Raw genomic sequence first — 25,213 nt, 5'->3', positions numbered from 1 at the left:
ATAACCGCCCGGAGCACGGGCTCTCCTTTTATCAGTGTGAGCGGCGTGACATCAGCCAGCGCCGCTCGATATGCCCTGTAAAGCTTAGTCGATGCGCTTGGCCGACTTGATGATCACAGGGTCGATCGGCACGTTTTGCATGCCCTGTTTGGTGGTGGTCTGGGAGTTGACGATGATGTCGACCACGTCCATGCCCTTGACCACTTTGGCGAACACCGCGTAACCGGCGTCACGGCCCGGATCGAGGAAGGCGTTGTCGGCCACGTTGATGAAGAACTGGCTGGTTGCCGAGTCCGGGTTGGAGGTACGGGCCATCGACAGGGTGCCGCGAACGTTATGCAGGCCGTTGCTGGCCTCGTTCTTGATCGGGGCCTTGGTGTCTTTCTGTTGCATCTGCTGGGTGAAGCCGCCGCCCTGGGCCATGAAACCCGGGATCACGCGGTGGAAAATGGTGTTGTTGTAGAAACCGCTGTCGACGTACTCGAGGAAGTTCTTGGTACTGATCGGCGCCTTGACCGGGTCCAGTTCGATTTCGATCTGGCCGTTGGTAGTGTCCAGCAGCACGTGCGGCGCTTTCGCCGGCGTGGCAGCCATCAGGTTGGCGGCGAACAGCACGGTGCCGGCGGCGAGGGCGAGTTTTTTCAGCATGGGTCAGTGATCCTGAGGGTGATTATCGGCTGTGGCGAGGAACTCCAGCAGCGTTTGATTGAAGCGTTCGGGCTGGTCGAGCGGGGTGGCGTGGCGTGAATCGGCGATCACCACCAGCCGCGCATCGGGCAGCAGTCTGACATAGGTTTCTTTCAGCGAAACGGGGGTGTAGTCCCGGTCGGCGCTGACGACGAGGGTTGGACAGGTGACCCGGGAAAGGTGTTCCTGAACCCCCCAGCCAACAATCGCATCGAAGCTGGCGAGATAAGCACGTTTGTCGTTTTTTGCCCAGCGCTCTGCCATCTTCTGGCACAAATCCGCCTGCTCCGGTTTGGGGAACAGCCTGGCGCCAAGGGCCTTGCCGATGGTGGCGAGGCTGAGCAGGCGCATCAGGCTCCAGCGCTTGAACCACTGCCAGTAATCGTCGCGGCTGCGCAACTTGACCTCGGGGGCACTGTTGACGATGGTCAGGCTCTTGAGCATCCGGGGCTGATCGACAGCGAACTGGAAGCCGATCATGCCGCCCATGGACAGCCCGACGTAGTGCACCGGGCCAAGCTTCAGGTGTTCGATCAGGGCAACGATGTCGGCGCTGAAGCCGGCGATGCTGTAGCGCTCGCGGGGCTTGTCGGAGCGACCGTGACCGCGCACGTCCGGGACGATCACCCGGTAATGCGCGGCCAGTACCGGGATCTGCATTTCCCAGTCCAGGGTGCTGGAGCCCAGACCGTGAACCAGCAGCAACGGAACGCCGTGGCCATATTCCTCGTAGTGCAGGTTGCAACCTTCATGCTCGAAATACGCCATCGGTGAACTCCGTGTCAGGCTTGTTCGGGGGCGGCGAACGGTGCGTCCAGCGGCAGGGTGTCGAAGGTGCGCAGCAGTTCGATCAGGATTTGCGTGGCTGGGCCCAAGGGTTTGTCCTTGTTCGAATACAGATAGAAACTGGAGTTGCGATTGCCGCCTCTGTCCAACGGTAGCAGCTTGAGCGAGCCGTCTTTCAGTTCCCGCTCGATCATGTGGCGTGGCAGCCAGGCGAATCCCAGGCCGCTGCTGACGAACGTCGCGGCCGTGGCGAGGCTGCCGACGGTCCAGCGCTGCTCGGCGCCGAGCCAGCCGACGTCCCGGGGTTGCTGGCGGCCGGAGTCGCGGATCACCACTTGCATCTGGGTTTCCAGGTCCTGAAAGCTCAGCTCGCGGTTGAGCCGGTGCAGCGCATGGTCAGGATGGGCGACGGCGACAAATTCGACATCGCTCAATTCCGCGCCGAGGTAACCGGGAATGCTCAGGCCGGTGATGGCCAGATCGGCCACACCTTCAAGCAGCACTTCTTCGACGCCCGACAGCACTTCCTCACGCAGACGCACCCGGCAGCCACGGCTCTGCGGCATGAAAGCGGTCAATGCGCGCACGATACGGGCGCTGGGGTAGGCGGCGTCCACCACCAACCGCACTTCGGCTTCCCAACCCTGCTCCATGTGATGGGCAAGGTCTTCCAGCTGGCTGGCCTGTTTCACCAGCTGTCGCGAGCGGCGCAGCAGCACGCCGCCGGCTTCGGTCAGTACAGCCTTGCGACCGTCGATGCGCAACAGCGGCACGCCGAGCTGATCCTGCATGCGGGCGACGGTGTAGCTCACCGACGATTGCGAACGGTGCAGGGCCTCGGCGGCCTGGGCGAATCCGCCGTGGTCGACCACGGCCTGCAACGTTCGCCATTGATCAAGGGTCACGCGGGGCGCTTTCATCAATAGCTCCTCTTGTCCTAAGCTGGCGGTCCCTCATGGAGACTGCCGAATGAAAAAATTCTGTTGTGTGTTGCTGGTGCTGCTTCCGCTGACTGCGTTCGCGTACCCGATCGATGTGGAGAAAGATCTCAACGGCCTGAAGATCGACTACAACGCGTTTGACACCGATAACGACATCGGCTCCATCCAGGTCAACAACTACGGCGACGTCGACGCGACCTGCAAGGTGGTGTTCACCAACGGCCCGGAAGCGCCGCGTACCCGCAACATCGAAGTGGCTGCGGGTAAGCATAAGAACGCCACGGCCAAGTTCACCCGGACCATCATCAAGCTGCGCATCAAGCTGAGCTGCACCCCGAAATAGCGTCATGGGCCTGTGGGAGCGGGCTTCCACAGGCTGCGGCTTGCATCTAAACGAATTTTTCGATGCTTTGCAGCAATTATTTGCGCTTTTTCATCGATACGGCACTGTTTAACCTTCACTCCATCGACTTACAACATTCTCGGATGGAGGCTACACAACATGTCCCGCGTTCTGATCATCGAAAGCAGCGCCCGCCAGCAAGACTCGGTTTCCCGTCAACTGACCCAGACCTTTATCGGTCAATGGAAAGCGGCGCATCCGGCCGATCAGATCACCGTACGTGACCTCGCCGTGAACCCGGTGCCGCACCTGGACATCAACCTGCTGGGCGGCTGGATGAAGTCCGCCGAGCAGCGCAACGACAGCGAGCAGGCCTCGCTGGACCGTTCCAACGAATTGACCGATGAATTGCTGGCCGCCGACGTGCTGGTGATGGCTGCGCCGATGTACAACTTCGCCATCCCGAGCACCCTGAAAGCCTGGCTCGACCACGTCTTGCGTGCCGGCGTGACCTTCAAGTACACCGAAACCGGCCCGCAAGGCCTGCTCAGCGGCAAGCGTGCCTACGTGCTGACCGCTCGCGGCGGCATCTACGCCGGCGGCCCGGCGGATCATCAGGAACCGTACCTGCGTCAGGTGATGGGCTTCATCGGCATTAATGACGTGACCTTCATCCACGCCGAAGGCATGAACCTGGGCGGCGACTTCCAGGAGAAAGGCCTCAACCAGGCCAACGCCAAACTGTCCCAGGTCGCCTGATATGTTAATCGCCAGATAATCGCCGATTGTTCTAGTGACCTGGCGCAACCCCTTCAAGGCTCTACGCGCATCGAACCTCCCTTTGCACTTGTTGCTCCTGAGTGCTGTAGCCCGATTGAACGCTTTAGCGAGATCGGGCTTTTTTTTGCCCGGGATTTAGCGATGGCCGGCAAAAAACGCTATCGTCGCCGCCATTCGAAATCGAGGCGAGCATGGGCTATCTACTTTTTGTCACGCTGATCCAGGCGTTTTCCTTCAGTCTGATCGGCGAATACCTGGCCGGTCATGTCGACAGCTACTTCGCGGTGCTGGTGCGTGTGGTACTGGCCGGGCTGGTGTTCATTCCGCTGACCCGCTGGCGCTCGGTGGAACCGGCGTTCATGCGCGGCATGCTGCTGATCGGCGCGTTGCAGTTCGGCGTGACTTACGTCTGCCTGTATTTGAGCTTCCGGGTGCTGACGGTGCCGGAAGTGCTGCTGTTCACTATCCTCACGCCGCTGCACGTGACGCTGATCGAAGACGCGCTCAACCGACGCTTCAACCCGTGGGCGCTGATCGCGGCACTGGTGGCGGTCGCAGGCGCGGCGGTGATTCGCTACGACCGGATCAACCCGGACTTCTTCATGGGCTTTTTGCTGCTGCAACTGGCCAACTTCACCTACGCCGCCGGGCAGGTGCTGTACAAGCATCTGGTGGCGAAACACCCGAGCGATCTGCCGCATTACCGTCGTTTCGGTTTCTTCTACCTCGGCGCACTCGCGGTGGCGCTGCCGGCGTTCCTGCTGTTCGGTAAATCCAACTTCCTGCCGGAAGCGCCGCTGCAATGGGGTGTGCTGGTGTTCCTTGGTCTGGTCTCCACCGCACTCGGTTTGTACTGGTGGAACAAGGGTGCTTGCCTGGTCAACGGCGGCACCCTGGCGGTGATGAACAACCTGCATGTACCGGTTGGGTTGCTGCTGAACCTGCTGATCTGGAATCAGCACGAGGAGCTCGGGCGGTTGTTCCTCGGTGGCTGCGTGATTCTGGCGGCGGTGTGGATCAGCCGGTTGGGGATTCGCCAGTCGGCGCCAATTGCTCCACCAGAAACGCGATAAACGCCCGAGTCTTCTGCGGCACTCGTCGCGCTGACGAATACACCGCGTTGATGGTGATCGCCGGCGCCTGCCATTCGCACAGCACCGGCACCAGCCGCCCGGCCGCCAGTGCCTCTTCGACGATGAAGTCCGGCAGCAGCGCAATGCCCATGCCGGCCTCGGCCGCTTGCGCCAGCAAGTCGCCGTTGTTGGCGTGCAGCGGCCCGGTCACGTTGACCCGCTGCGTTTCTTTGCCGTTGCACAGTTGCAGGCTGACGCCGCTCTGCAGATAGCCGTAGTTCAAGCATTGATGTGAGCGCAGATCCTGCGGGGTCTGCGGCGTGCCTGCGCGTTCGAGGTAAGCGGAGGAGGCGACCATGATTCGTGGGGCGGGCGCCAGTTGCCGGGCGATCATGGTCGAGTCGGGCAGGCTGGCGATGCGGATGGTCACGTCGAAGCCGCCGCGCACCGGATCGACCTGCTGGTCGCTGAGCACCAGTTGCAGTTCGATGTTCGGGTGTTGCTCATTGAACAGCGGAATCAGCTTGCCCAGCCGCCGCAGGCCGAACGACATCGGTGCGTTCACCCGCAACACCCCGCGCAATTCGCCAACTCCGTCCCGAGCTCGCTGCTCGGCCTCGTCCAGCGCCGCAATCACTTCCCGCGCCGCTTCGAAATACTCGGCACCGGCCTCGGTCAGGTGCAGGCTGCGGGTGGTGCGTTGCAGCAGTTGCACGCCGATGGCTTCTTCCAGCGCCTGAATCTGTTTGCTGACTTTCGAGCGTGGCACGTCCATGGCACGGGCGGCGGCCGCGAAGCCGTTCTCGCCGACCGTCACCACGAAGGCGCGCATGCATTCGATGCGATCCATGATTGTCCCTATTTTAGAATCAATGATTCTCGATTTTAGGGAATTGTCCCTTTATCGGCTAGCCCCTAAAGTGACATCCAAGCCGAGACAACAACGCCGCAGACGGCAAAACGCCTCGACTCACCAATACCCAATCGAAACTTTGAATCGACATCAAAAGGAACGCGCCATGTCTATCCGTGAACTGCTGAACCCAACCAACTCCGCCCTGATCCTGATCGACCACCAGCCGCAAATGGCTTTCGGCGTACAGTCGATTGACCGTCAGACCCTGAAGAACAACACCGTTGGCCTGGCCAAGGCTGCCAAGATCTTCAACGTGCCGACCATTTACACCTCGGTCGAAACCGAAAGCTTCAGCGGCTACATCTGGCCGGAATTGCTGGCAGTACACCCTGAGCAGAAACCGATCGAGCGCACCTCGATGAACTCCTGGGAAGACAAGGCGCTGGTTGACGCCGTGAAGGCCACCGGGCGCAAAAAGCTGATTATCGCCGCGCTGTGGACCGAGGTTTGCCTGACCTTCCCGGCTCTGGAAGCCCTGGCTGAAGGCTACGAGGTGTACATCGTCACCGACGCGTCCGGCGGCACCACCAAGGAAGCCCATGACATGTCGGTACAGCGGATGATTCAGGCCGGCGCGGTGCCGGTGACCTGGCAGCAAGTGCTGCTCGAGTACCAGCGTGACTGGGCGCACAAAGACACTTATCAGGCAGTGATGGACCTGGTGCTGGAACACAGCGGCGCATACGGCATGGGCGTCGACTACGCCTACACCATGGTGCACAAGGCACCGCAGCGGCAGGCCTGATAAATCGGCGGGAAAAAAAAGACGCAACCAAGGTTGCGTCTTTTTTTGCATTTGAAGAAAGCGCTACATCAGATGTTTTTCGGCTTCTGGAATGTGGCTCGCGCCAAGGACTGCCGGCAACAACCCCGACCGCAAATCCCCACCGCTCGGCTGCTGATACAGGCTCAACCCAAACTCCGGCAGCACCGCCAGCAGGTAATCGAAAATATCCCCCTGGATCCGCTCGTAATCGGCCCACACCGTGGTCGTGGTAAAGCAGTAGATTTCCAGCGGAATGCCCTGGGCGGTGGTTTGCATCTGGCGGACCATGCAGGTCATGTTCGGCTGGATTTCCGGATGGCTCTTCAGGTAAGCCAAGGCATAGGCGCGGAAGGTGCCGATGTTGGTCATGCGCCGGCGGTTGGCCGACATCGCCGCGACGTTGCCCTGGGCTTCGTTCCAGGCCTTGAGCTCGGCTTTCTTGCGCCCCATGTAAGCGGTCAGCAGGTGCACCTGGGAGAGTTTTTCTTCTTCGTCGTCGCGGATGAAGCGCACACCGCTGGCGTCGATGAACAGGCTGCGCTTGATCCGCCGCCCGCCGGACTGCTGCATGCCGCGCCAGTTTCTGAACGACTCGGACATCAGGCGCCAGGTCGGGATGGAAACGATGGTCTTGTCGAAGTTCTGCACCTTGACCGTGTGCAGGGTGATGTCGACCACGTCGCCATCGGCGCCGACCTGCGGCATTTCGATCCAGTCGCCGACCCGCAGCATGTCGTTGCTGGTCAGTTGCACGCTGGCGACGAACGACAGCAGGGTGTCCTTGTAGACCAACAGGATCACCGCCGACATCGCACCCAGACCCGACAGCAGCAACAGCGGCGAACGGTCGATCAGGGTGGCGACGATGATGATCGCGCCGAACACGTACAGGACCATTTTCGCCAGTTGCACATACCCCTTGATCGAGCGGGTGCGGGCGTGTTCGGTGCGGGCGTAGATGTCCAGCAGCGCATTGAGCAGGGCGCTGACCGACAGCAACAGGAACAGAATGGTGAACGCCAGCGCCACGTTGCCGAGGAACACCGTGGCGGTCTTGCTCAGTTCCGGCACCAGGTGCAGGCCGAACTGGATCACCAGCGATGGCGTCATCTGCGCCAGACGCTGAAATACCTTGTTATGGCGAAAGTCGTTGATCCAGTGCAACGCGGGCTGGCGACCGAGCATGCGGCTGGCATGCAGGATCAGATAACGCGCCACTCGTCCGAGTACCAGCGCGATCACCAATAACAGGAGCAGTGCCAGGCCGGCGTGCAGGAGCGGGTGCTGTTCGAGGGCACCCCAGAGGTCTTGGGCATTGAGCCAGAGCTGTTTGAAATCCATGAGTGAAACGATTCTTCTGTAAGACGCGACGGGCGATTAGAGCATTTAAGACGCTGTGTATTACCGTTGGAGACAAATCGAGCAACAAAAAAGCCACTGATTACGGCGGATTTCACAAAGAAACTCGGCCTGAGCGCTCGAAACCGGTAACCTATGCAGCTGATTTTTTGCATATCTTCGAGGTAGCACCCGTGTTTTCCCAATTCGCCCTGCACGAACGCCTGCTCAAAGCCGTGGCCGAGCTGAAATTTGTCGAGCCAACGCCTGTGCAAGCCGCGGCCATTCCGCTGGCGCTTCAGGGGCGTGACCTGCGGGTGACGGCGCAAACCGGTAGCGGCAAGACCGCCGCTTTCGTCCTGCCGATCCTCAACCGCCTGATCGGCCCGGCCAAGGTTCGCGTCAGCATCAAGACCCTGATCCTGCTGCCGACCCGCGAGCTGGCCCAGCAGACCCTGAAGGAAGTCGAGCGCTTTTCGCAGTTCACTTTCATCAAGTCCGGCCTGATCACCGGCGGTGAAGACTTCAAGGTCCAGGCCGCCATGCTGCGCAAGGTGCCGGACATCCTGATCGGTACCCCGGGCCGGATGATCGAGCAACTGAACGCCGGCAACCTCGACCTGAAAGAAGTCGAAGTGCTGGTGCTCGACGAAGCCGACCGCATGCTCGACATGGGTTTCGCCGAAGACGTGCAGCGTCTGGTCGACGAATGCCCGAACCGTCAGCAGACCATGCTGTTTTCCGCCACCACTGGTGGTTCCGGCCTGCGCGAGATGATCGCCAAGGTGCTGAACAACCCTGAGCACCTGCAGCTCAATGCGGTCAGCCAACTGAACGACACCACCCGTCAGCAGATCATCACCGCCGACCACAACCAGCACAAAGAACAGATCGTCAACTGGCTGCTGGCCAACGAGACCTATCAGAAGGCCATCGTCTTCACCAATACCCGGGCCATGGCCGACCGCATCTACGGTCGCCTCGTCGCCCAGGAATACAAGGCGTTCGTGCTGCACGGCGAGAAAGACCAGAAGGATCGCAAGCTGGCGATCGACCGTCTGAAGCAGGGCGGCGTGAAGATCCTGGTGGCCACCGACGTGGCGGCCCGTGGTCTGGACGTTGACGGCCTGGATCTGGTGATCAACTTCGACATGCCGCGCAGCGGCGACGAATACGTGCACCGCATCGGTCGTACCGGCCGTGCCGGCAACGACGGTCTGGCGATCTCGCTGATCTGCCACGGCGACTGGAACCTGATGTCGAGCATCGAGCGTTATCTGAAGCAGAGCTTCGAGCGCCGCACCATCAAGGAAGTCAAAGGCACCTACGGCGGACCGAAAAAGGTCAAGGCCTCGGGCAAGGCTGTCGGCGTGAAGAAGAAAAAGACCGATGCCAAGGGCGACAAGAAGAAAACCGCCGCCAAGACCCCGACCAAACGCAAGAGCGCCAACCGTCCGAAGCCGGACGCTCTGGTGAGCAGCGATGGCATGGCCCCGCTGAAACGCCGCAAACCGGCAGCGCCAGCGGCGGAATAAGCCGTTTCAGGCAGGCAAAGAAAAACCCGGACATGGTCCGGGTTTTTTATTGCCAGCGTTTATCAACTGCCCAGCAGGCCAGTGGTGTCGGCATCAAAACGCCGCTTGGCCTGATCGGCTGCCGGTTTGAGCTGTGCGAACAGGGCGGCCTCGCTGTACAGCCCGGTCAGTGCCAGTTCCTTGGGGGTTGGCTCGATCGGGATCAGCACGTCTTCACCCGCCGCGTGCAGCCAGATCGCCACAAGGTGCAGCGCCGACACAAACAGCATCCGCAGCTCAACGGTTTTGCCTTTCAGTTGCGGCGATTGCTCCGCCAGTTTCAGCGCATCGACCGTGGCGCTCGCCAGGTTGCCGTGGTTCAACGAGGCGAACTCGACGTGACCGCGTACTTCGGCCAATTGCGCATCGGCAATCGATACCCCGCCGGAAAACACCAGGTAATGCCAGTCACCCACTCGGGCGTTTTTCAGGCCTTTGCCCTGGCTCAGGTCGTCCAGACTGAGCGAGTAGCCGCGATAGGCCTCGCTTAGGCTGATCCCGGCAGGCGCAGCACTGGCGAACTGGCGATTGACGCCGAAGCCCTGGGTCTGCAACGCGGCCTGCAGGGCCGGACGCAAGGTCTGTACGCCGTTGGAAGGCGCTTTTGGATAAGTCAGTTTCATGATGCCGCCCCCTGGTTTTTCGCCGTGAAGTAAGTGTGGGTCCAGTTGCCGCCACCGTTGTAGGAACCGGGGAAGGAATTCAGCGCGCGGGTCGAATAGCCGTAAATCGAATCCGCGACCAGCACGTAATTGCCGTTGGTGCCGTAGATCGCCAGAAAGTGCGCTCCGCCGCCGTACCAGGCACAGCGCAGGCCGACGGGGCGACCCATGTTGATCTGGTTCTGGATGGCCGACATTTGCAGCGAGCCCGAATTCATGCCGTTGAAACTGCGGGTGATTTTCAGCGCAACGTCGAGATAGCCATACACGTTGCACGGCCCCGGTTGATTGCAGCAGTTGCGATCCAGCGCGGCGCTGGCAACGGCGCATTGGGTCCACGACCCGGTGCCGTAATAATTGCCGACCGAGGCGGAAGCCGCAGCCCAGCACCAGTTGGTCTGGGTCTGTTGCTGCATGGTGAAGTTCAGGCTGGCGGCCGCCAAGGCACGGTTTTGTGCAGCCGCTTCGACCTCGACCAGTTGCGGGTCGAGCAGATGGCCGATCAGACATTCGGGCAGGGTGTTGCCGGTGAATGCCGTTGTTTCAGTGGTTAACATTTTTCAATCCTCCATGAATGAAAACAAACGTTCCGCGTTTGCGGGATAACGGTATTGCCGAGCGATCAGTGCTAAAGGGTTGCCATCTCCGATGGCCGGTTCCGATCAGGCTCGGGGTAACCCTAGGTGTGAATATGCATTTGTGCAAATAACAAAATGCACTAATGCAAGTTTCCGGACAAAAGAAAGCAGGCTCTGGTATCGATCCAGCCTGATCGATGCCAAAGCCTGCCGTTGTCTGCGCGGGTGCTATCCCTCGGTTTTCTTCTCGGCCGAACCCAGTTCCTTCAAGCGCTGATCAATCAACTGGCATTTGTCCGGCAGATCGGCGGAGGCCGTACCCAGATCCATTTTCTGCAACTCGGCATTGATCTCCTTGGCCTTGGTCGGGTTTTGCTCAGTGAGCTTCGCGACTTCCTTGGCCAGTTGCTCGCGTTTGGCGGTGGCTTCTTCCGGCGTACAGGCCCAGACGGGCAGGGCGCAGGCAAGCGTGGCGGCGAGGGTGAGCTTGAGCAGGTTTTTCATGGGGGCAGGCCTCAGTTCCGGTTAAGGCGGGTTACCCGGTTGAGGGTTTTGGCCAGCGAAAAGTTCACTGCGACTAGCGTTGGGGTGATGCCTTTGTCAAATGTCGACGTCGGCAATTGAAATGCCTATGCATCGGTTGAATACATCGACAAGAAGATCGTCATCACCGTGGTAGGAGTGAATACACGCCTTGATCCATTCGTCTTGATCGCATGGATAGATCGCTTCAAACAAGGTGCGGTGCACTCGTTTTAAAGTTGCAAGGCTGTAGGGAGGAGGAATGAATTCCAAACGCGCAGAGGCGACTTCATTGATGTAGCGTTCTGCTTCATCTAGGTCTTCGGCATTGCGCAAGTCGAGCAAATTGACAAGAACATCAGTGCCCGGATAACAATCCGGGGCTTGGTCAGAACCGTATTTATCGTTGCTCAAGCTTTCAAGAGCTGGACCGCTCTCAAAGCAGCGGCCCTTGTGGGAAGTTTGATATCGCCATCAGTGGGAGATGGAACAAAGCCTTCCAGGCGCAGGCTGGCCGCGAAATTGGCTCTGCGTTGCTTCGCGAACCAGGCTTTCTTGGTTTGCAGACTCAGCTTTTCCATATCGGCCTCTTGATGCGGGAATGTGCCAATTATAGTCGAACGAAGCCGTGTCGGCTCGTTCGACCTAGCATCGCACATCCTGCGGCACCATTGAACCCGTCCACGCTGACGGGCTACCCATCACGGCAGCAACTGGATTTTGCGGCGCCGTCGTAGCGATCATGATGCCGCACCCATTCCATGATCTCGTCCTCGTTCCGGCCCTTGGGCGTAAGGTCGAGAAAGTTGTACGCACCGACCAGCATGTCCAGACCTCGGGCGTACGTTGAGTAGGTGTGGAAAATGTCGCCGTTGTCGGCGCGATAAAACACGCTCAGCCCCGGCATTTCTTCCTCGGCGCTGTCGGTCTTTTCGTAGTTGTACGTAGCCTTGCCTGCTTCGACATCCTCAGCGCGGGCGCACACGCCAAAGTCGTAGTTGAAATCGCAACCGTTGGACGACACCCATTTGAATTTCCAGCCCATCCGGCGCTTGAACGCCTGGAATTCGGCGAACGGTGCGTGGGACACCGCCACCAGCGCAATGTCGTGATGGGCCAGGTGCAGGTTGGCGCCGTCGATGTGGTCGCTGAGGAATGAACAGCCCGGGCAGCCTTCCTCCCAGCCCTTGGCAAACATGAAGTGGTAAACGACGAGTTGGCTGTGGTTACCGAACAGATCGACGAGTTTCAATTCGCCGTTCGGTCCCATGAAGCGGTAATCCTCGTCGACCTTCACCCAGGGCAGGGCGCGGCGTTTGGCGCTGAGGCGGTCGCGTTCCCTGGTGAAGGCTTTTTCATCGGCCAGATGCTGCTTGCGGGCGGCGAGCCATGCTTCGCGCGACACCACCGGATGATTCTCAACGTTCATGATGATTTCTCCTGCGGGGGTTGAAACCGTCTGTCTCAGACTAGTCGTTCAACCACTCGGGAAATCGACAGACCGCCGGTCGGTCGGGGCGCCGAATAATCCTGAACGGTGACGCCACGCTCCGGTCACAACCTGTGAACGCGCCAAAAAATCACGCGCACCGGAGGTTGAATCAGGATGACGACTTATAACTGGGATTTGATTGAGCGCCTGCTGCATGAAGTGCAGAACGGCGCGGGCCACAGCTTCGCGCCACGGTCATTCGCCGAAGACTATGCGGCGGAGAAAGCGGCGGCGGGCGAGGCGATCGAGAATCTGGATCACCTGAAAACGCTGGCCTGCGACTATGAGCAATTGCTGTTGTTGCGCGGTTACATTCAGCCCCGTGGCGAAGACGAGGGCAGTACCGGCAACAACTTCAGCCTGACCCCGCGTGGCTCCAGCCTGTTGAGCCTGATCGACAGCAGCATTCCCGGCAACGATCATCCGCGTCAGGTGCTCGATGAGCAGGAAGATGCGCTGGATGAGCTGACATTCGATGAGGTGGCCTCCAAAGCGCAGATAGCCTGAGGCTTTGCACAAAAAATGTGGGAGCGATTTTGCTCGCTCCCACATGGGTTTTTCAGTGATCTCAGCTTTTTTGTGCGGCCTTCAGGCACTTCAAGTCATTGAAATCCTTGCGCACCCCCTCAATCTTTTTCAACAGGCGCTGGCGTTGCTGCGGGGTGCTGTCAGCCATTAGATCAACGAACAGCGAACGGGCCTGCGCTTCGGTATTGGCGTAGGCCTTTTGGTAATCCGCTGTCCATAAACGTTCGCGATTGACCAGAAGCGTCTCGATCCGCTGTGGGAATTCAGGACTTTTGCGTTGCGCCACCGCCGCGCTGAACTGCTTCTGCCAGTGAGCACGGTTGGCAATCCACTGGGTGTTCTGATCGCCCAGAGCGGTCGACCAGGCCATCACCCGCTGTTCCTGCTTCGCGCTCAACGGGCCGAGCCAATCGTTGAGACGCTTGTCCATGCGCGCGCCACGTTCGGCAATCTGCTGCGACAGCGGAGGCTTGAGGTATTCCTGCTCGCGCTTTTGCAGGTCTTTGGCAAAGGCGTCGTTCATTTCAGCGACCTGCCGATCATCCAGGCCTTGCAGCAATTCAATCGCCGACGGGGTGATTTCCCGGGCGGTTTCGGCGATTGCCTGCTTGGCCTCTGCGGTGCGGGCCTGAAGTGCGGCGTCGGTGACCTGATTGGTCTCGACCATGGTTTGAAGGCGATCGAGCCAGTCCAGATAACCCGGTAACTGTGTGGTGCAGTGCCAGCTCAGGTGTTCCCTGAGGCGTTCGTTGAACCAGCCTTTCTGCTCGCCGTTCATGTCCAGGTAGTCGCTGAGCGTCCACGGAATGATCACATCGAGATTGCGATAGGCCAGGCCGACGCGGCTGCAAGCGCCGAGGGCGAGGGTCAGGATCAGTAGAACGGCGAGGCGTTGGAACCAGCTAGACATGGGCGAATCCTTGCGAAAGCCAGCCTTGAGGGTCTGATTCTCATCTGAACACAGGAGGGGCCCGGCAGTTCAGCCAATCAAAAGAACGGGCGTTCGGCCTTGAGTGTGACCAGTCCGTCGCACTGACTGTTATGCCCGGAATAGGCCGAGCAATCGCTGCCGCTGAGGCTCGAATTGCTGTAGATCAGGTCAAGATCGATGCCCATGAACGGCCGGGAAAGTTTCACCGACCAATCGGTAAAACTGCTCACATAACCGCCGTCCACCGAGACCGGCGTGTTGAGCTGATGGGTGGTGTATTTCATGCTGATCCCTATGCCGAACGGCTGATTGCCGCCCAGGTCGGCAAACAGGGTGTTGTTCTGTTTATCGGGATCGTTGCTCAGGGCGATGCCGATCCGGCTGCCGAGCAGGGTCAGGCCACCGAACAGTTCCTGGCTGTCGAGGGTGTCGACCTTGGGATAGCTGTAATGGATCATCCCGACTTCGTAGCCGAGGGTTTGATCGAAAGGTTGTTTAAAGCCGACGTAGGAATCGATTTCGAGATTCTTCCCCGGCGTGAGACCCATGCTCGGTGCGTACTGGCCGACATACAGGCCGCTGTCGTGGCTCAGGTCCAGGCCGCCGTGGAACGAACCGACCGCCGAAGGCTTGACCAGCCCTTGGGCCATGCTGCGGATGGGCGTGGTGACGAGTTTGAGGTCGAAGTCGCCGAGCTCAAGCTGGAAAATCGGCGCATGCGCCGCTGGGCTCGCCAGCAGGCCTACAAGTAATAAACAGAAGGGTTTGAGCATGCGTCACTCCTTGAATAGCGAGCGAAGGCTGGTAAACCTGCTGAAACGCTTGATCCAGACGCGTGCAAGGATACCGGCGAATGATCGGCATCGAGGGCCGTTCGTCAATTTCTGCGGTTTTGAATGTTTGATTAAACGCGAGAGAGGTCTTGCGAGGGATCCGGTCCAGACGCTTCGAAGCTCAAAGCGCCTTTGGACAGGTGTGCTGCGGGGTGTTACTTCTTGCCCAGGCTGATCTGCTTGGACGGGCCGAACGTCTGGCCGCTGACGCCCTTGGCAATTTGCTGAATCTCGCCGCCGGACTTGAGGAATGCCGCGATCTGATCGTTGATCGATTCGCTGGTTTCAACGGCTGGAGCTGGCTTTGCTTTGCTGGTGGATGCTTTTACACGCATGGCGGCCATTAACCTATAGAAAAGTAACTCGGCCAGGCATCGTACAGGAATAACTTGACAATTGCTTGGTAAATATCCCCCGGAATAACCCGGCTTGCAGGTGGATTATTCTCGATTAATTATTCGAAATATCTCGCTAACCTGCTGTTTTAACTAACAACATTTAGGCGATTCCATGATGTTCGGCGGTGTCGGGAGCGCGTGAAAGCCATCACGCTGGCCTGACGAGCGGCGCCCATCCAACGCGAAATCCAGGAAAATCAAGGCTTCCCACAGATTTTCGCGCGGCCGGCCGATCGGACGGCCAACCAGCACGGCAAAACCGGGTAGAATGCCGCCCACGCAATGAGGGTATTGGAAATGGCTTTAGTCGGGCGTTACAACAGTTTGCAAGTGGTTAAACACACTAACTTCGGTTTATATCTGGACGGCGGTGCGGACGGCGAAATTCTTTTGCCCAACCGTTATATCCCCAAAGATATTCCCAGCGAAGATGAAGACTGGCTCAATGTTTTCATTTATCTGGACAGCGATGACAAACTTATTGCCACCACTGAAAAACCAAAAGTTCAGGTCGGTGAATTTGCCAGTTTGAAAGTTGTTGAAGTCAACAGCATCGGCGTGTTCCTCGATTGGGGCCTGCCGAAGGATCTGCTGCTGCCTTACTCCGAAGAAAAACGCCAGATGACTGCCGGCGAGTACTGCGTGGTGCATGTCTACCTCGACAAGCACACCCGCCGCATCACCGCCACCGCGCGTCTGGATCGTTATCTGGACAAGACCCCGGCCAACTACAGCGCGGGCCAGGAAGTCGATCTGCTGGTTGCCGAAGCCACCGACATGGGCTTCAAGGCGATCATCAACAACAAGCACTGGGGTTTGATTCACAAGAATGAAATCTTCAAGTTCATGCGGGCCGGCATGCGCGAGAAAGGCTTTATCAAGGAAGTGCGCGCCGACGGCAAGATCAGCCTGAGCCTGCAACCGGTAGGGCAGGAAGCGGCCAGCAGCCTGAACTCGAAGATCCTCGCCAAGTTGCGCGAAAACGATGGCACCCTGGCCGTCAGCGACAAGAGCGATCCGGCACTGATCAGCAGCCTGTTCGGTGTCAGCAAGGGCAACTTCAAGAAGGCTATCGGTTCGTTGTACAAGAACGGCCAGATTGTCATTCACGCCGATCGCATTGAACTAACCTGAGCCTGACGTGGCCCATGTTGCATGGGCTTACTTGAGGTCGGGCAGATGAAAAAAGCGCTGATTGCCTACGTTGCCACATTGCTGGCGTTTCTTTTGCTCGACGGGCTCTGGCTCGGCGTGTTGATGGCGCCGACCTATCGCGAACTGCTCGGTTCGTTGATGCTTGAAAAACCGTTGCTGGTGCCGGCAGCGGTTTTTTATTGCCTGTACGTTTTCGGCTGCGTGGTGTTTGTGGTGTTGCCGTCGCTGACCTGGCAACGCGCCGCTCGTTTTGGAGCGCTGCTCGGGCTGGTCGCTTATGGCACTTATGACCTGACCAACTGGGCGACCTTGCGCGGCTGGTCAGCACAGGTGTCGCTGATGGATTGGGCCTGGGGGACGTTTGCCACGGCGCTGGCCTGTGCGGTCGGATTTTTTGTGACCAGCCGGGTTGGTAGGTCAGTCCGTTGATTTCGGTCGCCTGAACTGACGCCATCGCTGGCAAGCCAGCTCCCACAAGTGATATGGAGTTTCTGCAAACCTGAGCACGACAAGGACTTTGTGGGAGCTGGCTTGCCAGCGATTGACGGCGCAGCCGTCAGCCATTCAGCTCTGACGCTCCATGAGAATCAAATGTCTTTTCCAGACGGCTTTTTCGAGCTGACTGGTTAATAATCCCCTCACTATTTTTTTTCGCCCCGGACAAAGAGCCGGGGCTTTGTTTGACCATTGGAAAAGCTGCCATGTCGTGTGTGTTCGAGGTGTCGAGGTGAGCGTCAGTCGGCGCAGTGCCGACGGGTTCGCCCTGCAAGTGATGATCGGCCTGTGCCTGATCTGGGGCGTGCAGCAGGTGATGATCAAGTGGGCGGCGACCGACATTGCGCCGGTAATGCAGGCGGCGGGGCGGTCGGGAATTTCCGCGTTGCTGGTAGGGTTGCTCATCTGCTGGAAGGGCGGTTGGGATCAGGTCGGCAACACTTGGCGCGGCGGCTTGCTGGCCGGTGCCTTGTTCGGTCTGGAGTTCCTGTTCATCTCCGAAGGCTTGCAGTTGACCACGGCGGCGCACATGTCGGTGTTCCTCTACACCGCGCCTATTTTCACCGCGCTGGGCGTGCATTTCCTGTTGCCGAGTGAGCGCTTGCGGCCGGTGCAATGGTTGGGGATCTTCATGGCATTCGTCGGGATCGCCGTGGCGTTTGCCGGCGGCGTGTCGTGGGACAACCTCGACCGCCGGATGTTGATGGGCGATGCCCTCGGCGTGCTGGCCGGTGCCAGTTGGGGCGCGACCACCGTGGTGGTGCGCGCTTCGCGTCTGTCGGAAGCGCCGGTGACGCTGACCCTGTTCTATCAACTGATCGTCGGCTTCATCGGCCTGTTGCTGATCGCGCTGCTCAGCGGCCAGATCACCCACGTCAGCCTGACCGTCGTAGCCGTGGGCAGCGTGCTGTTCCAGGGACTGGTGGTGTCGTTCTTCAGTTACCTGACCTGGTTCTGGCTGCTGCGCCGTTATCTGGCGGCCAACCTCGCGGTGTTTTCCTTCATGACGCCGTTGTTCGGCGTCACGTTTGGTGTGGTGTTGCTCGGCGAAGAACTGAGCCTGAACTTCATCATCGGCGCCGTGCTGGTGTTACTCGGCATCACCTTCGTCAGCGCGGAACAGTGGGTGCGTCGGCGCCTGCGCAAAGCCCTCGGTCAGCCGTAACGGATTTGCACGCCAGACCGCCGGCAATCAGCAGGCCGCTGCCGGCGATCACCAGCGCCGGTTGCAGGCCACCGCTGAAATGGCTGCTGACCGCCGCCAGCAACGGCCCGCTGAGCTGACCGACGGCGAAGCACGCGGTGAGCAGGCCGGCGTTGCGCTGGGTGGCGTGGGGCGCCAGTTCCCGGGAGCGTTGCATCACCAGTTGCATGCAGGCCAGGAACGGCGTGCCGCACAGGATCACACCGAGTGCCAGGCCGAGGCCGCTGCCCAGCAGGCAAGCGAACACACCGGCGGCTTGCAGCCATAACGTCGCCATCAGCCAGTGCCGGGTGGTTTCCGGATCGTGCCGACGCAAACTCACCAGCAGAACCCCGATTGCCGCGCCGAGGCCGAAGCACGGCCAGAACAGATCGGCCTGCCACTGTCCGTGAAACTGCGCGTTGGCCATCTGCGACAGGAACGTGGCCGGGATGATGTAGCCCACGCCATACAAGGCATACACCACCGCCAAACGCCCAATGCCGCGATTCGACGAACTCACGGCAGTCGGAGTGGCCGGCACACCGACACCCGGTTGCGGCAGGATCCGTACGATCCCCAGCAACATCAGCAGTGCCGCGGCGGCATAGATCAGCCACAAGGTAGCGGAAGTCTGCTGCGCCAGATGTGAGAACAGCGCCAGCAACCCCGTCAGAAAAATTCCCAACCCCGGCCCGGCAAACACCAGCGCGCCCAACCGTGGACGACCCGCCGCCGCAGCCAGCGGCTGACTCAGCGCAGTAATCATCACCAGCACCCAGGCGCTCGCGACACCGGTGCCGAAACGCAGCAGCAAATGCGACCAGAAACCGTTGGCCCAGAACGACGCCAGCGTCAGCAGCACACACAACCACAGGCCGCCGTGCAGGCGCCGCTGCACCTGATCGGGCCGGCGGGAAAACATCGCATCCACCGCGCCGAGCAGGTAACCGAGGTAGTTGGCCGCCGCAATCAGACCGGCGGCGGTCAGGTCGATCTGGCCTTCGCTGAGCAGGTGCGGCAGTTGCGGGGTGAGGGCGAAACGCCCGATGCCCATGGCCATCATCAGGGCAATGAAACAGGCGGATAAGCGAATCAGCGGGGACATGGTCTGAATTCCGTTGGAGGTTCAATGACCGTCAGGCTAGGACTGATTGACTTTCTTTAAAATTGAATAATAGTGAGTAACTTGTTCAGTTCGGGAGAAAGGTTGTGGAATTCAGCCAATTGCGGATCTTCCAGGCCGTGGCGGAGGAGGGCTCGATCACCCGTGCCGCCGAGCGTCTGCATCGCGTGCCGTCGAACCTGTCGACCCGGCTCAAACAGCTGGAGGAGCAACTGGGTGTTGAACTGTTCGTCCGTGAACGTCAGCGTTTGCAGTTGTCGCCTGCGGGAAAAGTCCTGCTGGACTACACCGGCAAACTGTTCGCCTTGCGCGATCAGGCCAGTGCGGCGGTGATGGGCGGGCAACCGGCGGGGGATTTCGTGCTCGGCACGCTGTACAGCACCGCCGCGATCCATTTGCCGGCACTGCTGGCGCGGTATCACAAGCAGTATCCGGCGGTGAATCTTCAGGTGCAGTCCGGGCCCAGTGGTGAACTGCTTGAAGGCCTGCTCACCGGTCGCCTCGATGCGGCGCTGGTGGACGGCCCGCCGCAACTGGCCGGGATCGACGGGGTGCCGCTGTGCAATGAACGGCTGGTGCTGATCAGCGAGGCCGATCACCCGCCGATACGCAGCGCCAGGGATGTCGAAGGTCGGGCGGTGTTCACCTTCCGTCATGGCTGCGCCTATCGCGCGCGGCTGGAAGCGTGGTTCGCGCATTATCAGGCGGCAATGGGCCGGGCGATGGAGATCGAGTCCTATCAGGGCATGCTCGCCTGCGTGATTGCCGGCAGCGGCGTGGCGCTGATGTCGGAGTCGATGCTCGCCAGCCTGCCGGGTCGCGAAAGCGTGGCGGTGCATCCGCTGGCCGAGCCTTTTGCCAGTGCGACAACATGGCTCATGTGGCGCCGGGGCATGGTCGGCGCCAACCTCAATGCGTGGATCGAACAGCAGCAGGCGCTCTATCCCGTGGCTGGCGAAGACGTGCAGGAAACGGCTTGAACGAACGGTCAGGGATTTGGATCAATTCAGTAACAGATCATTGCGGATTTGGCCGAGCATTACGTAGGACTTCGGACTATTATCAGTGCGAAGCGGCCTCAGAATTCCGGACGCTCAGCACCACCCTGAAGGGGGCATGACGATGAAAGAGAAAATTCAAAACTGGCTGCACGATTTGGGTGTTGCCCTCGGCTTGATCGAACCGCCTCTGCAACCGGTCCCGATTCGCACCGATGACGAACAGCGTCGGCGTCAGCCACGTCGGCGGTAATGCCCCGCTTTGAAGGGTCAAAGGTTTTAAACGACAAAAGATCGCACCCGGTCGTCGCTCCATGGAGTGGCGGTCGGGTGCGATTTTTTTCAATGAGTCCGATGTTGATCGGCCTTCATCAAAGTGTATCAACGCGACCATTTGCCATTAATCTCGCACAGAAACTTTGCGGTAAAAGCAATAAAGAGCGCTCATCCGTAATGAGACCGGATGAGCGAATTCACACTCAGGTGTTGCCTGGATACTGAACGTCGGCGTTGCCCAGGTGTGCTTCGGGGAAATAGGGGCTGCCCGCAGCAAATCTTACGTAATAACTTACGTTGCCCGAGACGTGTTCGACTATAAAAGAAAACGTGTTTGGCGAACTTCGCGAGAATTTCATGTCCCTCGTTCCTTCTGGATGTGGAGCATACACACTGACAGCACCATTACTGGATTCAGCCATAGACCCATTGATCGTTACAGTGTCTCCAATTTCGAGCTTGGCAGGGACTGTCCCAGCAGGCGGATGTACAGTAGCCATCTTTTTCACCTTTCAATTTGTTTATGTGGTGGGAAACCTCTCTCAGTGAGAGGCTTCCACGACTGAAAGGTAGAGTCAGCTTGTACTCGGCAGCTACTGTCAGAAATATCAGTTTCGACGAGCGGTCGCCTGAGCGCTCAGCAAGAAAAAAGCGTACGACAACCGATCGCAATTTCATGGAGTGGCGGTCGGGTGCGATCTTTTGTTTTCAGTGACGCCCGATTTCCATCAGAAACCGGCTCAGGTCATTCACGGTTTTCGCAGTCTTGAGCATCCGATCCTCTTCGGCGGTGAAGGCCGTCAGTCCGAATTCATCTTCCAGATGGAAGATCAGATCCTCGATATCCGCTTTTTCCAGCCCCAGTTGCGCAAGGCTGGTGTGGTCGTCGAATTCACGATTTTCCAGCAGGCGCAGGATGAAGCGGTGCACGGCAGCACGCACGGCAGCTCTTCTCATGGCAGATTTTTATTGTGGTTGATCTGACTGAAGTACAGCAGGCCTCAAGCGTGCCGGCGCAACCATTCGTCAATCATCCCGCGCAGGTGCTCTCCGGAAAAACTGCCGAAGTGCCCGCCATGCACCGTGCGGATCTTCAACCCCTGCAAGCGCCGCAGGCTGGCGGCGTAGTCGTCGAGGTTGGAATGGTAGGCGTCCTCGATCAACGGCCCGTCGTAAATGATGTCGCCGCTGAACAGGGTTTCGCTGGCCGCTTCGTAGAGGCTGATCCCGCCCGGTGAATGCCCCGGCGTGTGCAGCACCTGCAACGTGCGGTTGCCCAGGTCCAGCACATCGCCATCCTCGACAAACCCGGTGGCCGGCGCCGCCTTGACCCGGTATTCGGCGTAGCACAACGGGCAATCCGGGTGCGCTTCGAACATGTCGTCGCCGACGAAGGCCCGGCTCAGATCATTCTCACCATCCGGCGCCGCCAGAATGTCCGCCTCGGCCGGATGTACCAGCCGTTCGGCAAATTCGTGATGTCCGGCGATGTGATCGAAATGGCAATGACTGGCTACTGCCACCAGCGGCCGCTCGGTCAGCCACGGCAGTTGCTCGCGCAGGCTGACCAGTCCGGAACCGCTGTCGAGCAGCAAATCCTTGTCCCGCCCCTGAACATGCCACAGGTTGCAGCGGTAGAACGGGCGGATGAACGGCTCGTGAATCAGCCGAATGCCGTCGCTCAGGTGCTGCACTTCGAACCACTGATCGCGAGAAACAATCTTCATCAAGCATTTTCTCCAGACGAAAAAAACGGGTGTGGCAACCGACGCCACACCCGCCGAAGAAAGCATCAAGTCGTTATAGCGAGCTTAGACCGCGCTGGCCACCGGGGCAGGGCGACGGGAAAACAGGCTGACCACCACAAAACTCACCAGACCCACAGCCAGGCTGTAGTAGATCGGGGTGTTGGCATCCAGACCGTCCTTGAACATGAACAGCAGTGCCGTGGCGAAACCCAGGCCCATGCTGGCGATGGCGCCGGCGGTGGTCGCGCGTTTCCAGAAGATCGCACCGATCAGCGGGATCAGCATGCCGCCCACCAGCAGGTTGTAAGCGAGGGTCAGGGCGCTGATCACGTCGTTGACCACCAGCGCGATGCCCAGCACCACCACACCGGTCAGCAGGGTGAACAGACGGTTCACCCCCAGGCTCGACTGTTTGCCGCCACGCAGTTTCGGCAGCAGGTCTTCGGTCAGGGTGGTGGCGGCGGCGAGCAGGCCGGCGCTGGCGGTGGACATCATCGCGGCCAGGGCAGCGGCGATCACCAGACCACGGATACCGTCCGGCAGCGACAATTTGACGATTGCGGCGAAGGCGTTGTTGACGTTGTCCAGATCCGGGATCAACACGTGTGCAGCCATGCCGATCAGGGCGCAGGCCAGACCGTAAAGGATGCAGTAGATGCCCGCGAAGCTACCGGCGTACTGAGCCACTTTTTCGTTCTTGACGGTGAACACCCGTTGCCAGATGTCCTGACCGATCAGAATGCCGAAGAAGTAGATCATGAAGTAGGTAATGATCGTGTCCCAGCCGATGGTGGTGAAATTGAATGCCGCAGCCGGCAGCTTCAGCACCAGTTCGTCCCAGCCGCCGACACGGTACAGGCAGATCGGCAACAGGATGAACATCAGGCCAACGGTCTTGATGATGAACTGGACGATGTCGGTCAGGGTCAGCGACCACATGCCGCCGATGGCCGAGTACACCACCACGCCACCGCCGAGCAGTACCGAGACCCAGAACGGCAGGCCGAACAGCACTTGCAGCACGGTGCCGATGGCGAGGATCGAGGTCACGCCGATCATCAGTGCATAGGCCAGCATGATTGCCGCGCTCGCCGAGCGGGCCATCGGGTTGTAGCGTTTTTCCAGCACTTGGGTAACGGTGTAGATCTTCAGTTTCAGCAGCGGCTTGGCCAGGAACAGGTTCAGCGCCACGATGCCGCAACCCAGTGCCGCGCACAGCCAGAAACCGGAAATGCCGTGCACGTAGCCCAGACGCACGGTGCCGACGGTGGACGCGCCACCGAGAACGGTCGCGGCCATGGTGCCCATGTACAGGCTTGGCCCGAGGTTACGCCCGGCCACCAGGAAGTCCTCGTTGGTCTTGGCCTTGCGCATGCCGAAGTAGCCGAGCAAGAGCATGCCGGCGGCGTAGATGAGGACGACGAATAAATCCAAAGCCATGATGGCGTGTCTCCGATTGTCTTTTTTATGGTGAAACAAAATTGGTTCTATGAGGCTGCCCTTGTGGGAGCAAGCCCGCTCCCACAGGGTTGATCAGGCAGCCTGACGCAGCGCCGCTTCAGCCGGCGCATGCGCGCCTTTGCTGCGGGGATCCTTCGGGCCGTAGACCAGCGCCGGTTCCGGGAACAGGCTCAGCAGCATCAGGTACATCACCGAGGCCAGACCGAGGGTCACCAGCAGGCTGATGTCGATGCCGCCGGCCAGTTCACCGAGCGGGCCGACAAACTGCCCCGGCAGGTTGACGAAGCACAGGCCGACCGCCGCGCTCGGGATCCACGCGCCCAGGCCACGCCAGTTCCAGCCGTGGCTGAACCAGTAGCGTCCGCCTTGCTCGCCGCGCGTGAACACTTGCAGGTCGTCCGGGCAGTAGAAGCCGCGACGTACCACCAGGCCGATGATCATGATCACCATCCACGGGGTGGTGCAGGTGATGATCAGCACCGCGAAGGTCGACACGCTCTGCACCAGGTTCGCCGCAAAGCGCCCGATGAAGATGAAGGCAATCGACAGCACGCCGATCAGCAACGTCGCCTTGACTCGCGACAGCAGACGCGGGAACACGCTGGACATGTCCAGCCCGGTGCCATACAGCGACGTGGTGCCGGTGGACATGCCGCCGATCACCGCAATCAGGCACACCGGCAGGAAGAACCAGCTCGGCGACACCGCCAGCAGACCGCCGACGTAATTGTTGGCCGCGATGTAGTCCGGCGCCTGGATCGCCACGATGGTGGCGGTGGTCAGGCCGAACAGGAACGGGATGAAGGTAGCGATCTGCGAGAAAATCACCGCCGCCATGATCCGCTTGCGCGAGGTTTCACGCGGGATGTAGCGGGCCCAGTCGCCGAGGAACGCGCCGAAGGAAATCGGATTGCTCATGGCCACCAGCGCGGCGCCGATGAACGCGGCCCAGAAGCCCGGCTGGCCGAGGCTGACGGTACCGGCGTAGTGCGAATCGAAAGGACCGGCGAAGGCGAAGATGCCCAGCAGGAACAGCAGGCTCGCGCTCCACACCGCGACCTTGTTCACCCACAGCAGGAAGCGGAAGCCGTAGATGCACACGGTCAGCACCAGAATCGCGAACAGACCGTAGGCCAGGCCCAGGGTCAGGTCGGTTTCCGGCAGGCCGATCAGGCGTTTCGCACCACCGATCAGCGCATCTCCCGAACTCCACACCGAGAGCGAGAAGAAGGCGATGGCGGTCAGCAGTGACAGGAACGAACCGACGATCCGCCCGTGCACGCCGAAGTGCGCACCGGACGACACGGCATTGTTGGTGCCGTTGAGCGGACCGAACAGGCCCATCGGTGCGAGGATCAGCGAGCCAAGCAGCACGCCCGAGACAATCGCCCAGACGCCCGCCTGAAAGGACAGGCCGAACAGCACCGGGAAACTGCCGAGCACGGCGGTGGCAAAGGTATTCGCGCCGCCAAAGATCATGCGGAACAAGTCCACGGGACCGGCGGTGCGTTCGTTGTCCGGGATCTGTTCGACCCCGTGGGTTTCAATCTGCGTAAGGCTTTGGTCGTTGTTGTTGTTATTCATGATCTGCTCCGATCATAAAGGCGCGCTCATCGTGCGTGA

The 25,213-nt window shown here is 59.8% G+C and carries 30 protein-coding genes; 11 read left to right on the top strand and 19 right to left on the bottom strand.

Features of this window, described 5'->3' with window-relative positions; genetic code table 11:
• Window positions 1-84: 84 nt before the first annotated feature.
• From AWU82_RS04715 to AWU82_RS04705, 3 genes are read right to left on the bottom strand one after another with little or no spacing between them, the layout of a single operon-like run.
• A complete protein-coding gene (locus tag AWU82_RS04715; RefSeq protein WP_064383181.1) occupies window positions 85-648 on the bottom strand; it encodes a peptidylprolyl isomerase in 564 nt (187 codons plus the stop codon).
• A 3-nt stretch (window positions 649-651) separates the two neighbouring features.
• A complete protein-coding gene (locus AWU82_RS04710) occupies window positions 652-1,455 on the bottom strand; it encodes an alpha/beta fold hydrolase (RefSeq protein WP_064383183.1) in 804 nt (267 codons plus the stop codon).
• A 14-nt stretch (window positions 1,456-1,469) separates the two neighbouring features.
• The gene (locus AWU82_RS04705; RefSeq protein WP_011332960.1) at window positions 1,470-2,393 is read right to left on the bottom strand and encodes a PA3225 family LysR-type transcriptional regulator; all 924 of its coding nucleotides are present in this window, start codon (window positions 2,391-2,393) and stop codon (window positions 1,470-1,472) included.
• Window positions 2,394-2,442: 49 nt separating this feature from the next.
• Here AWU82_RS04705 and AWU82_RS04700 point away from each other — a divergent pair, with 49 nt between their 5' ends.
• From AWU82_RS04700 to AWU82_RS04690, 3 genes are all read left to right on the top strand, one after another.
• A complete protein-coding gene (locus tag AWU82_RS04700; protein WP_064383185.1) occupies window positions 2,443-2,757 on the top strand; it encodes a hypothetical protein in 315 nt (104 codons plus the stop codon).
• Between the two features lie 159 nt (window positions 2,758-2,916).
• A complete protein-coding gene (locus AWU82_RS04695) occupies window positions 2,917-3,516 on the top strand; it encodes an FMN-dependent NADH-azoreductase (protein WP_064383187.1) in 600 nt (199 codons plus the stop codon).
• A gap of 212 nt (window positions 3,517-3,728) precedes the next feature.
• Window positions 3,729-4,610 carry a carboxylate/amino acid/amine transporter gene (locus AWU82_RS04690; RefSeq protein WP_064383188.1) on the top strand — a complete coding sequence of 294 codons (882 nt, stop codon included), beginning with the start codon at window positions 3,729-3,731 and terminating at the stop codon, window positions 4,608-4,610.
• Here AWU82_RS04690 and AWU82_RS04685 read toward each other — a convergent pair.
• Complete coding sequence (locus AWU82_RS04685; protein ID WP_064383190.1) at window positions 4,555-5,460, bottom strand: LysR family transcriptional regulator; 906 nt, start codon at window positions 5,458-5,460, stop codon at window positions 4,555-4,557. The genes AWU82_RS04690 and AWU82_RS04685 overlap by 56 nt on opposite strands.
• A gap of 169 nt (window positions 5,461-5,629) precedes the next feature.
• On the opposite strand from AWU82_RS04685, the gene AWU82_RS04680 reads away from it, so the two are divergent.
• Window positions 5,630-6,271 (top strand): hydrolase, encoded by a 642-nt coding sequence (locus AWU82_RS04680; protein ID WP_007956548.1) that lies wholly within the window; start codon window positions 5,630-5,632, stop codon window positions 6,269-6,271.
• 63 nt (window positions 6,272-6,334) lie between these two features.
• Here AWU82_RS04680 and AWU82_RS04675 read toward each other — a convergent pair whose 3' ends face one another.
• Complete coding sequence (locus AWU82_RS04675; RefSeq protein WP_011332965.1) at window positions 6,335-7,633, bottom strand: mechanosensitive ion channel family protein; 1,299 nt, start codon at window positions 7,631-7,633, stop codon at window positions 6,335-6,337.
• 191 nt (window positions 7,634-7,824) lie between these two features.
• On the opposite strand from AWU82_RS04675, the gene AWU82_RS04670 reads away from it, so the two are divergent.
• Window positions 7,825-9,165: a DEAD/DEAH box helicase gene (locus AWU82_RS04670; RefSeq protein ID WP_011332966.1), complete on the top strand. Its 1,341-nt coding sequence runs from the start codon at window positions 7,825-7,827 to the stop codon at window positions 9,163-9,165.
• Window positions 9,166-9,227: 62 nt separating this feature from the next.
• On the opposite strand, the gene AWU82_RS04665 is transcribed toward AWU82_RS04670, so the two are convergent.
• From AWU82_RS04665 to AWU82_RS04640, 6 genes are all read right to left on the bottom strand, one after another.
• Entirely contained in the window at window positions 9,228-9,827 is a 600-nt protein-coding gene (locus tag AWU82_RS04665) for a hypothetical protein (RefSeq protein WP_064383191.1), read from the bottom strand.
• The gene (locus AWU82_RS04660) at window positions 9,824-10,423 is read right to left on the bottom strand and encodes a papain-like cysteine protease family protein (RefSeq protein WP_064383194.1); all 600 of its coding nucleotides are present in this window, start codon (window positions 10,421-10,423) and stop codon (window positions 9,824-9,826) included. Before AWU82_RS04660 ends, AWU82_RS04665 begins: the two co-directional genes overlap by 4 nt.
• 249 nt (window positions 10,424-10,672) lie before the next feature.
• Window positions 10,673-10,948 carry a hypothetical protein gene (locus tag AWU82_RS04655; RefSeq protein WP_011332969.1) on the bottom strand — a complete coding sequence of 92 codons (276 nt, stop codon included), beginning with the start codon at window positions 10,946-10,948 and terminating at the stop codon, window positions 10,673-10,675.
• A gap of 96 nt (window positions 10,949-11,044) precedes the next feature.
• Window positions 11,045-11,380 (bottom strand): hypothetical protein, encoded by a 336-nt coding sequence (locus AWU82_RS04650; RefSeq protein WP_084777054.1) that lies wholly within the window; start codon window positions 11,378-11,380, stop codon window positions 11,045-11,047.
• The gene (locus tag AWU82_RS04645; protein ID WP_007956564.1) at window positions 11,377-11,547 is read right to left on the bottom strand and encodes a YhfG family protein; all 171 of its coding nucleotides are present in this window, start codon (window positions 11,545-11,547) and stop codon (window positions 11,377-11,379) included. The genes AWU82_RS04650 and AWU82_RS04645 overlap by 4 nt, the downstream gene beginning before the upstream one ends.
• A 113-nt stretch (window positions 11,548-11,660) precedes the next feature.
• Complete coding sequence (locus AWU82_RS04640; RefSeq protein ID WP_064383196.1) at window positions 11,661-12,395, bottom strand: DUF899 domain-containing protein; 735 nt, start codon at window positions 12,393-12,395, stop codon at window positions 11,661-11,663.
• Between the two features lie 177 nt (window positions 12,396-12,572).
• Here AWU82_RS04640 and AWU82_RS04635 point away from each other — a divergent pair, with 177 nt between their 5' ends.
• Window positions 12,573-12,965 carry a hypothetical protein gene (locus AWU82_RS04635; protein WP_064383197.1) on the top strand — a complete coding sequence of 131 codons (393 nt, stop codon included), beginning with the start codon at window positions 12,573-12,575 and terminating at the stop codon, window positions 12,963-12,965.
• 61 nt (window positions 12,966-13,026) lie between these two features.
• Here the strand turns inward: AWU82_RS04635 and AWU82_RS04630 are convergent, their stop codons facing one another.
• The 3 genes from AWU82_RS04630 to AWU82_RS04620 form a co-directional block, all read right to left on the bottom strand.
• Window positions 13,027-13,896, bottom strand: a complete 870-nt coding sequence (locus AWU82_RS04630) for a DUF6279 family lipoprotein (RefSeq protein ID WP_064383199.1) — start codon at window positions 13,894-13,896, stop codon at window positions 13,027-13,029.
• Between the two features lie 77 nt (window positions 13,897-13,973).
• Window positions 13,974-14,690: a TorF family putative porin gene (locus tag AWU82_RS04625; RefSeq protein WP_190241537.1), complete on the bottom strand. Its 717-nt coding sequence runs from the start codon at window positions 14,688-14,690 to the stop codon at window positions 13,974-13,976.
• 215 nt (window positions 14,691-14,905) lie between these two features.
• The gene (locus tag AWU82_RS04620) at window positions 14,906-15,094 is read right to left on the bottom strand and encodes a PFL_1563 family small protein (RefSeq protein WP_016985943.1); all 189 of its coding nucleotides are present in this window, start codon (window positions 15,092-15,094) and stop codon (window positions 14,906-14,908) included.
• 351 nt (window positions 15,095-15,445) lie between these two features.
• Between AWU82_RS04620 and AWU82_RS04615 the strand changes: the two genes are divergently transcribed.
• The 3 genes from AWU82_RS04615 to AWU82_RS04605 all read left to right on the top strand — a co-directional run bounded on the left by AWU82_RS04615 (window position 15,446) and on the right by AWU82_RS04605 (window position 17,963).
• Window positions 15,446-16,282: a CvfB family protein gene (locus AWU82_RS04615; RefSeq protein WP_064383204.1), complete on the top strand. Its 837-nt coding sequence runs from the start codon at window positions 15,446-15,448 to the stop codon at window positions 16,280-16,282.
• 45 nt (window positions 16,283-16,327) lie between these two features.
• Window positions 16,328-16,732, top strand: coding sequence for a DUF2177 family protein (locus AWU82_RS04610; RefSeq protein WP_064383207.1), 405 nt, complete (start codon window positions 16,328-16,330; stop codon window positions 16,730-16,732).
• Window positions 16,733-17,030: 298 nt separating this feature from the next.
• Window positions 17,031-17,963, top strand: a complete 933-nt coding sequence (locus tag AWU82_RS04605; protein WP_064383209.1) for a DMT family transporter — start codon at window positions 17,031-17,033, stop codon at window positions 17,961-17,963.
• Here AWU82_RS04605 and AWU82_RS04600 read toward each other — a convergent pair.
• Window positions 17,908-19,089: an MFS transporter gene (locus tag AWU82_RS04600; RefSeq protein ID WP_064383211.1), complete on the bottom strand. Its 1,182-nt coding sequence runs from the start codon at window positions 19,087-19,089 to the stop codon at window positions 17,908-17,910. The genes AWU82_RS04605 and AWU82_RS04600 overlap by 56 nt on opposite strands.
• A 104-nt stretch (window positions 19,090-19,193) precedes the next feature.
• Between AWU82_RS04600 and ptrR the strand changes: the two genes are divergently transcribed.
• Window positions 19,194-20,087, top strand: coding sequence for a putrescine utilization regulator PtrR (ptrR, locus tag AWU82_RS04595; protein WP_064383213.1), 894 nt, complete (start codon window positions 19,194-19,196; stop codon window positions 20,085-20,087).
• Between the two features lie 142 nt (window positions 20,088-20,229).
• Window positions 20,230-20,358, top strand: coding sequence for a PA1414 family protein (locus AWU82_RS29320; RefSeq protein WP_003184145.1), 129 nt, complete (start codon window positions 20,230-20,232; stop codon window positions 20,356-20,358).
• A 731-nt stretch (window positions 20,359-21,089) separates the two neighbouring features.
• On the opposite strand, the gene AWU82_RS04590 is transcribed toward AWU82_RS29320, so the two are convergent.
• The 4 genes from AWU82_RS04590 to AWU82_RS04575 all read right to left on the bottom strand — a co-directional run bounded on the left by AWU82_RS04590 (window position 21,090) and on the right by AWU82_RS04575 (window position 25,174).
• Window positions 21,090-21,338 carry a phosphopantetheine-containing protein gene (locus tag AWU82_RS04590; RefSeq protein ID WP_039772540.1) on the bottom strand — a complete coding sequence of 83 codons (249 nt, stop codon included), beginning with the start codon at window positions 21,336-21,338 and terminating at the stop codon, window positions 21,090-21,092.
• Between the two features lie 44 nt (window positions 21,339-21,382).
• On the bottom strand, window positions 21,383-22,108 hold the full coding sequence (locus AWU82_RS04585) for an MBL fold metallo-hydrolase (RefSeq protein ID WP_064383215.1): 726 nt from the start codon (window positions 22,106-22,108) through the stop codon (window positions 21,383-21,385).
• Window positions 22,109-22,192: 84 nt separating this feature from the next.
• Entirely contained in the window at window positions 22,193-23,569 is a 1,377-nt protein-coding gene (locus tag AWU82_RS04580) for a sodium:solute symporter family protein (RefSeq protein ID WP_064383217.1), read from the bottom strand.
• Between the two features lie 93 nt (window positions 23,570-23,662).
• Window positions 23,663-25,174 carry a purine-cytosine permease family protein gene (locus tag AWU82_RS04575; RefSeq protein WP_064383219.1) on the bottom strand — a complete coding sequence of 504 codons (1,512 nt, stop codon included), beginning with the start codon at window positions 25,172-25,174 and terminating at the stop codon, window positions 23,663-23,665.
• Window positions 25,175-25,213: the final 39 nt, after the last annotated feature.

Source organism: Pseudomonas glycinae (assembly GCF_001594225.2).
GTDB lineage: Bacteria > Pseudomonadota > Gammaproteobacteria > Pseudomonadales > Pseudomonadaceae > Aquipseudomonas > Aquipseudomonas glycinae.
The sequence above is the reverse complement of the archived record's forward strand: the minus strand, read 5'-3'. Positions and strand labels throughout refer to the sequence as shown.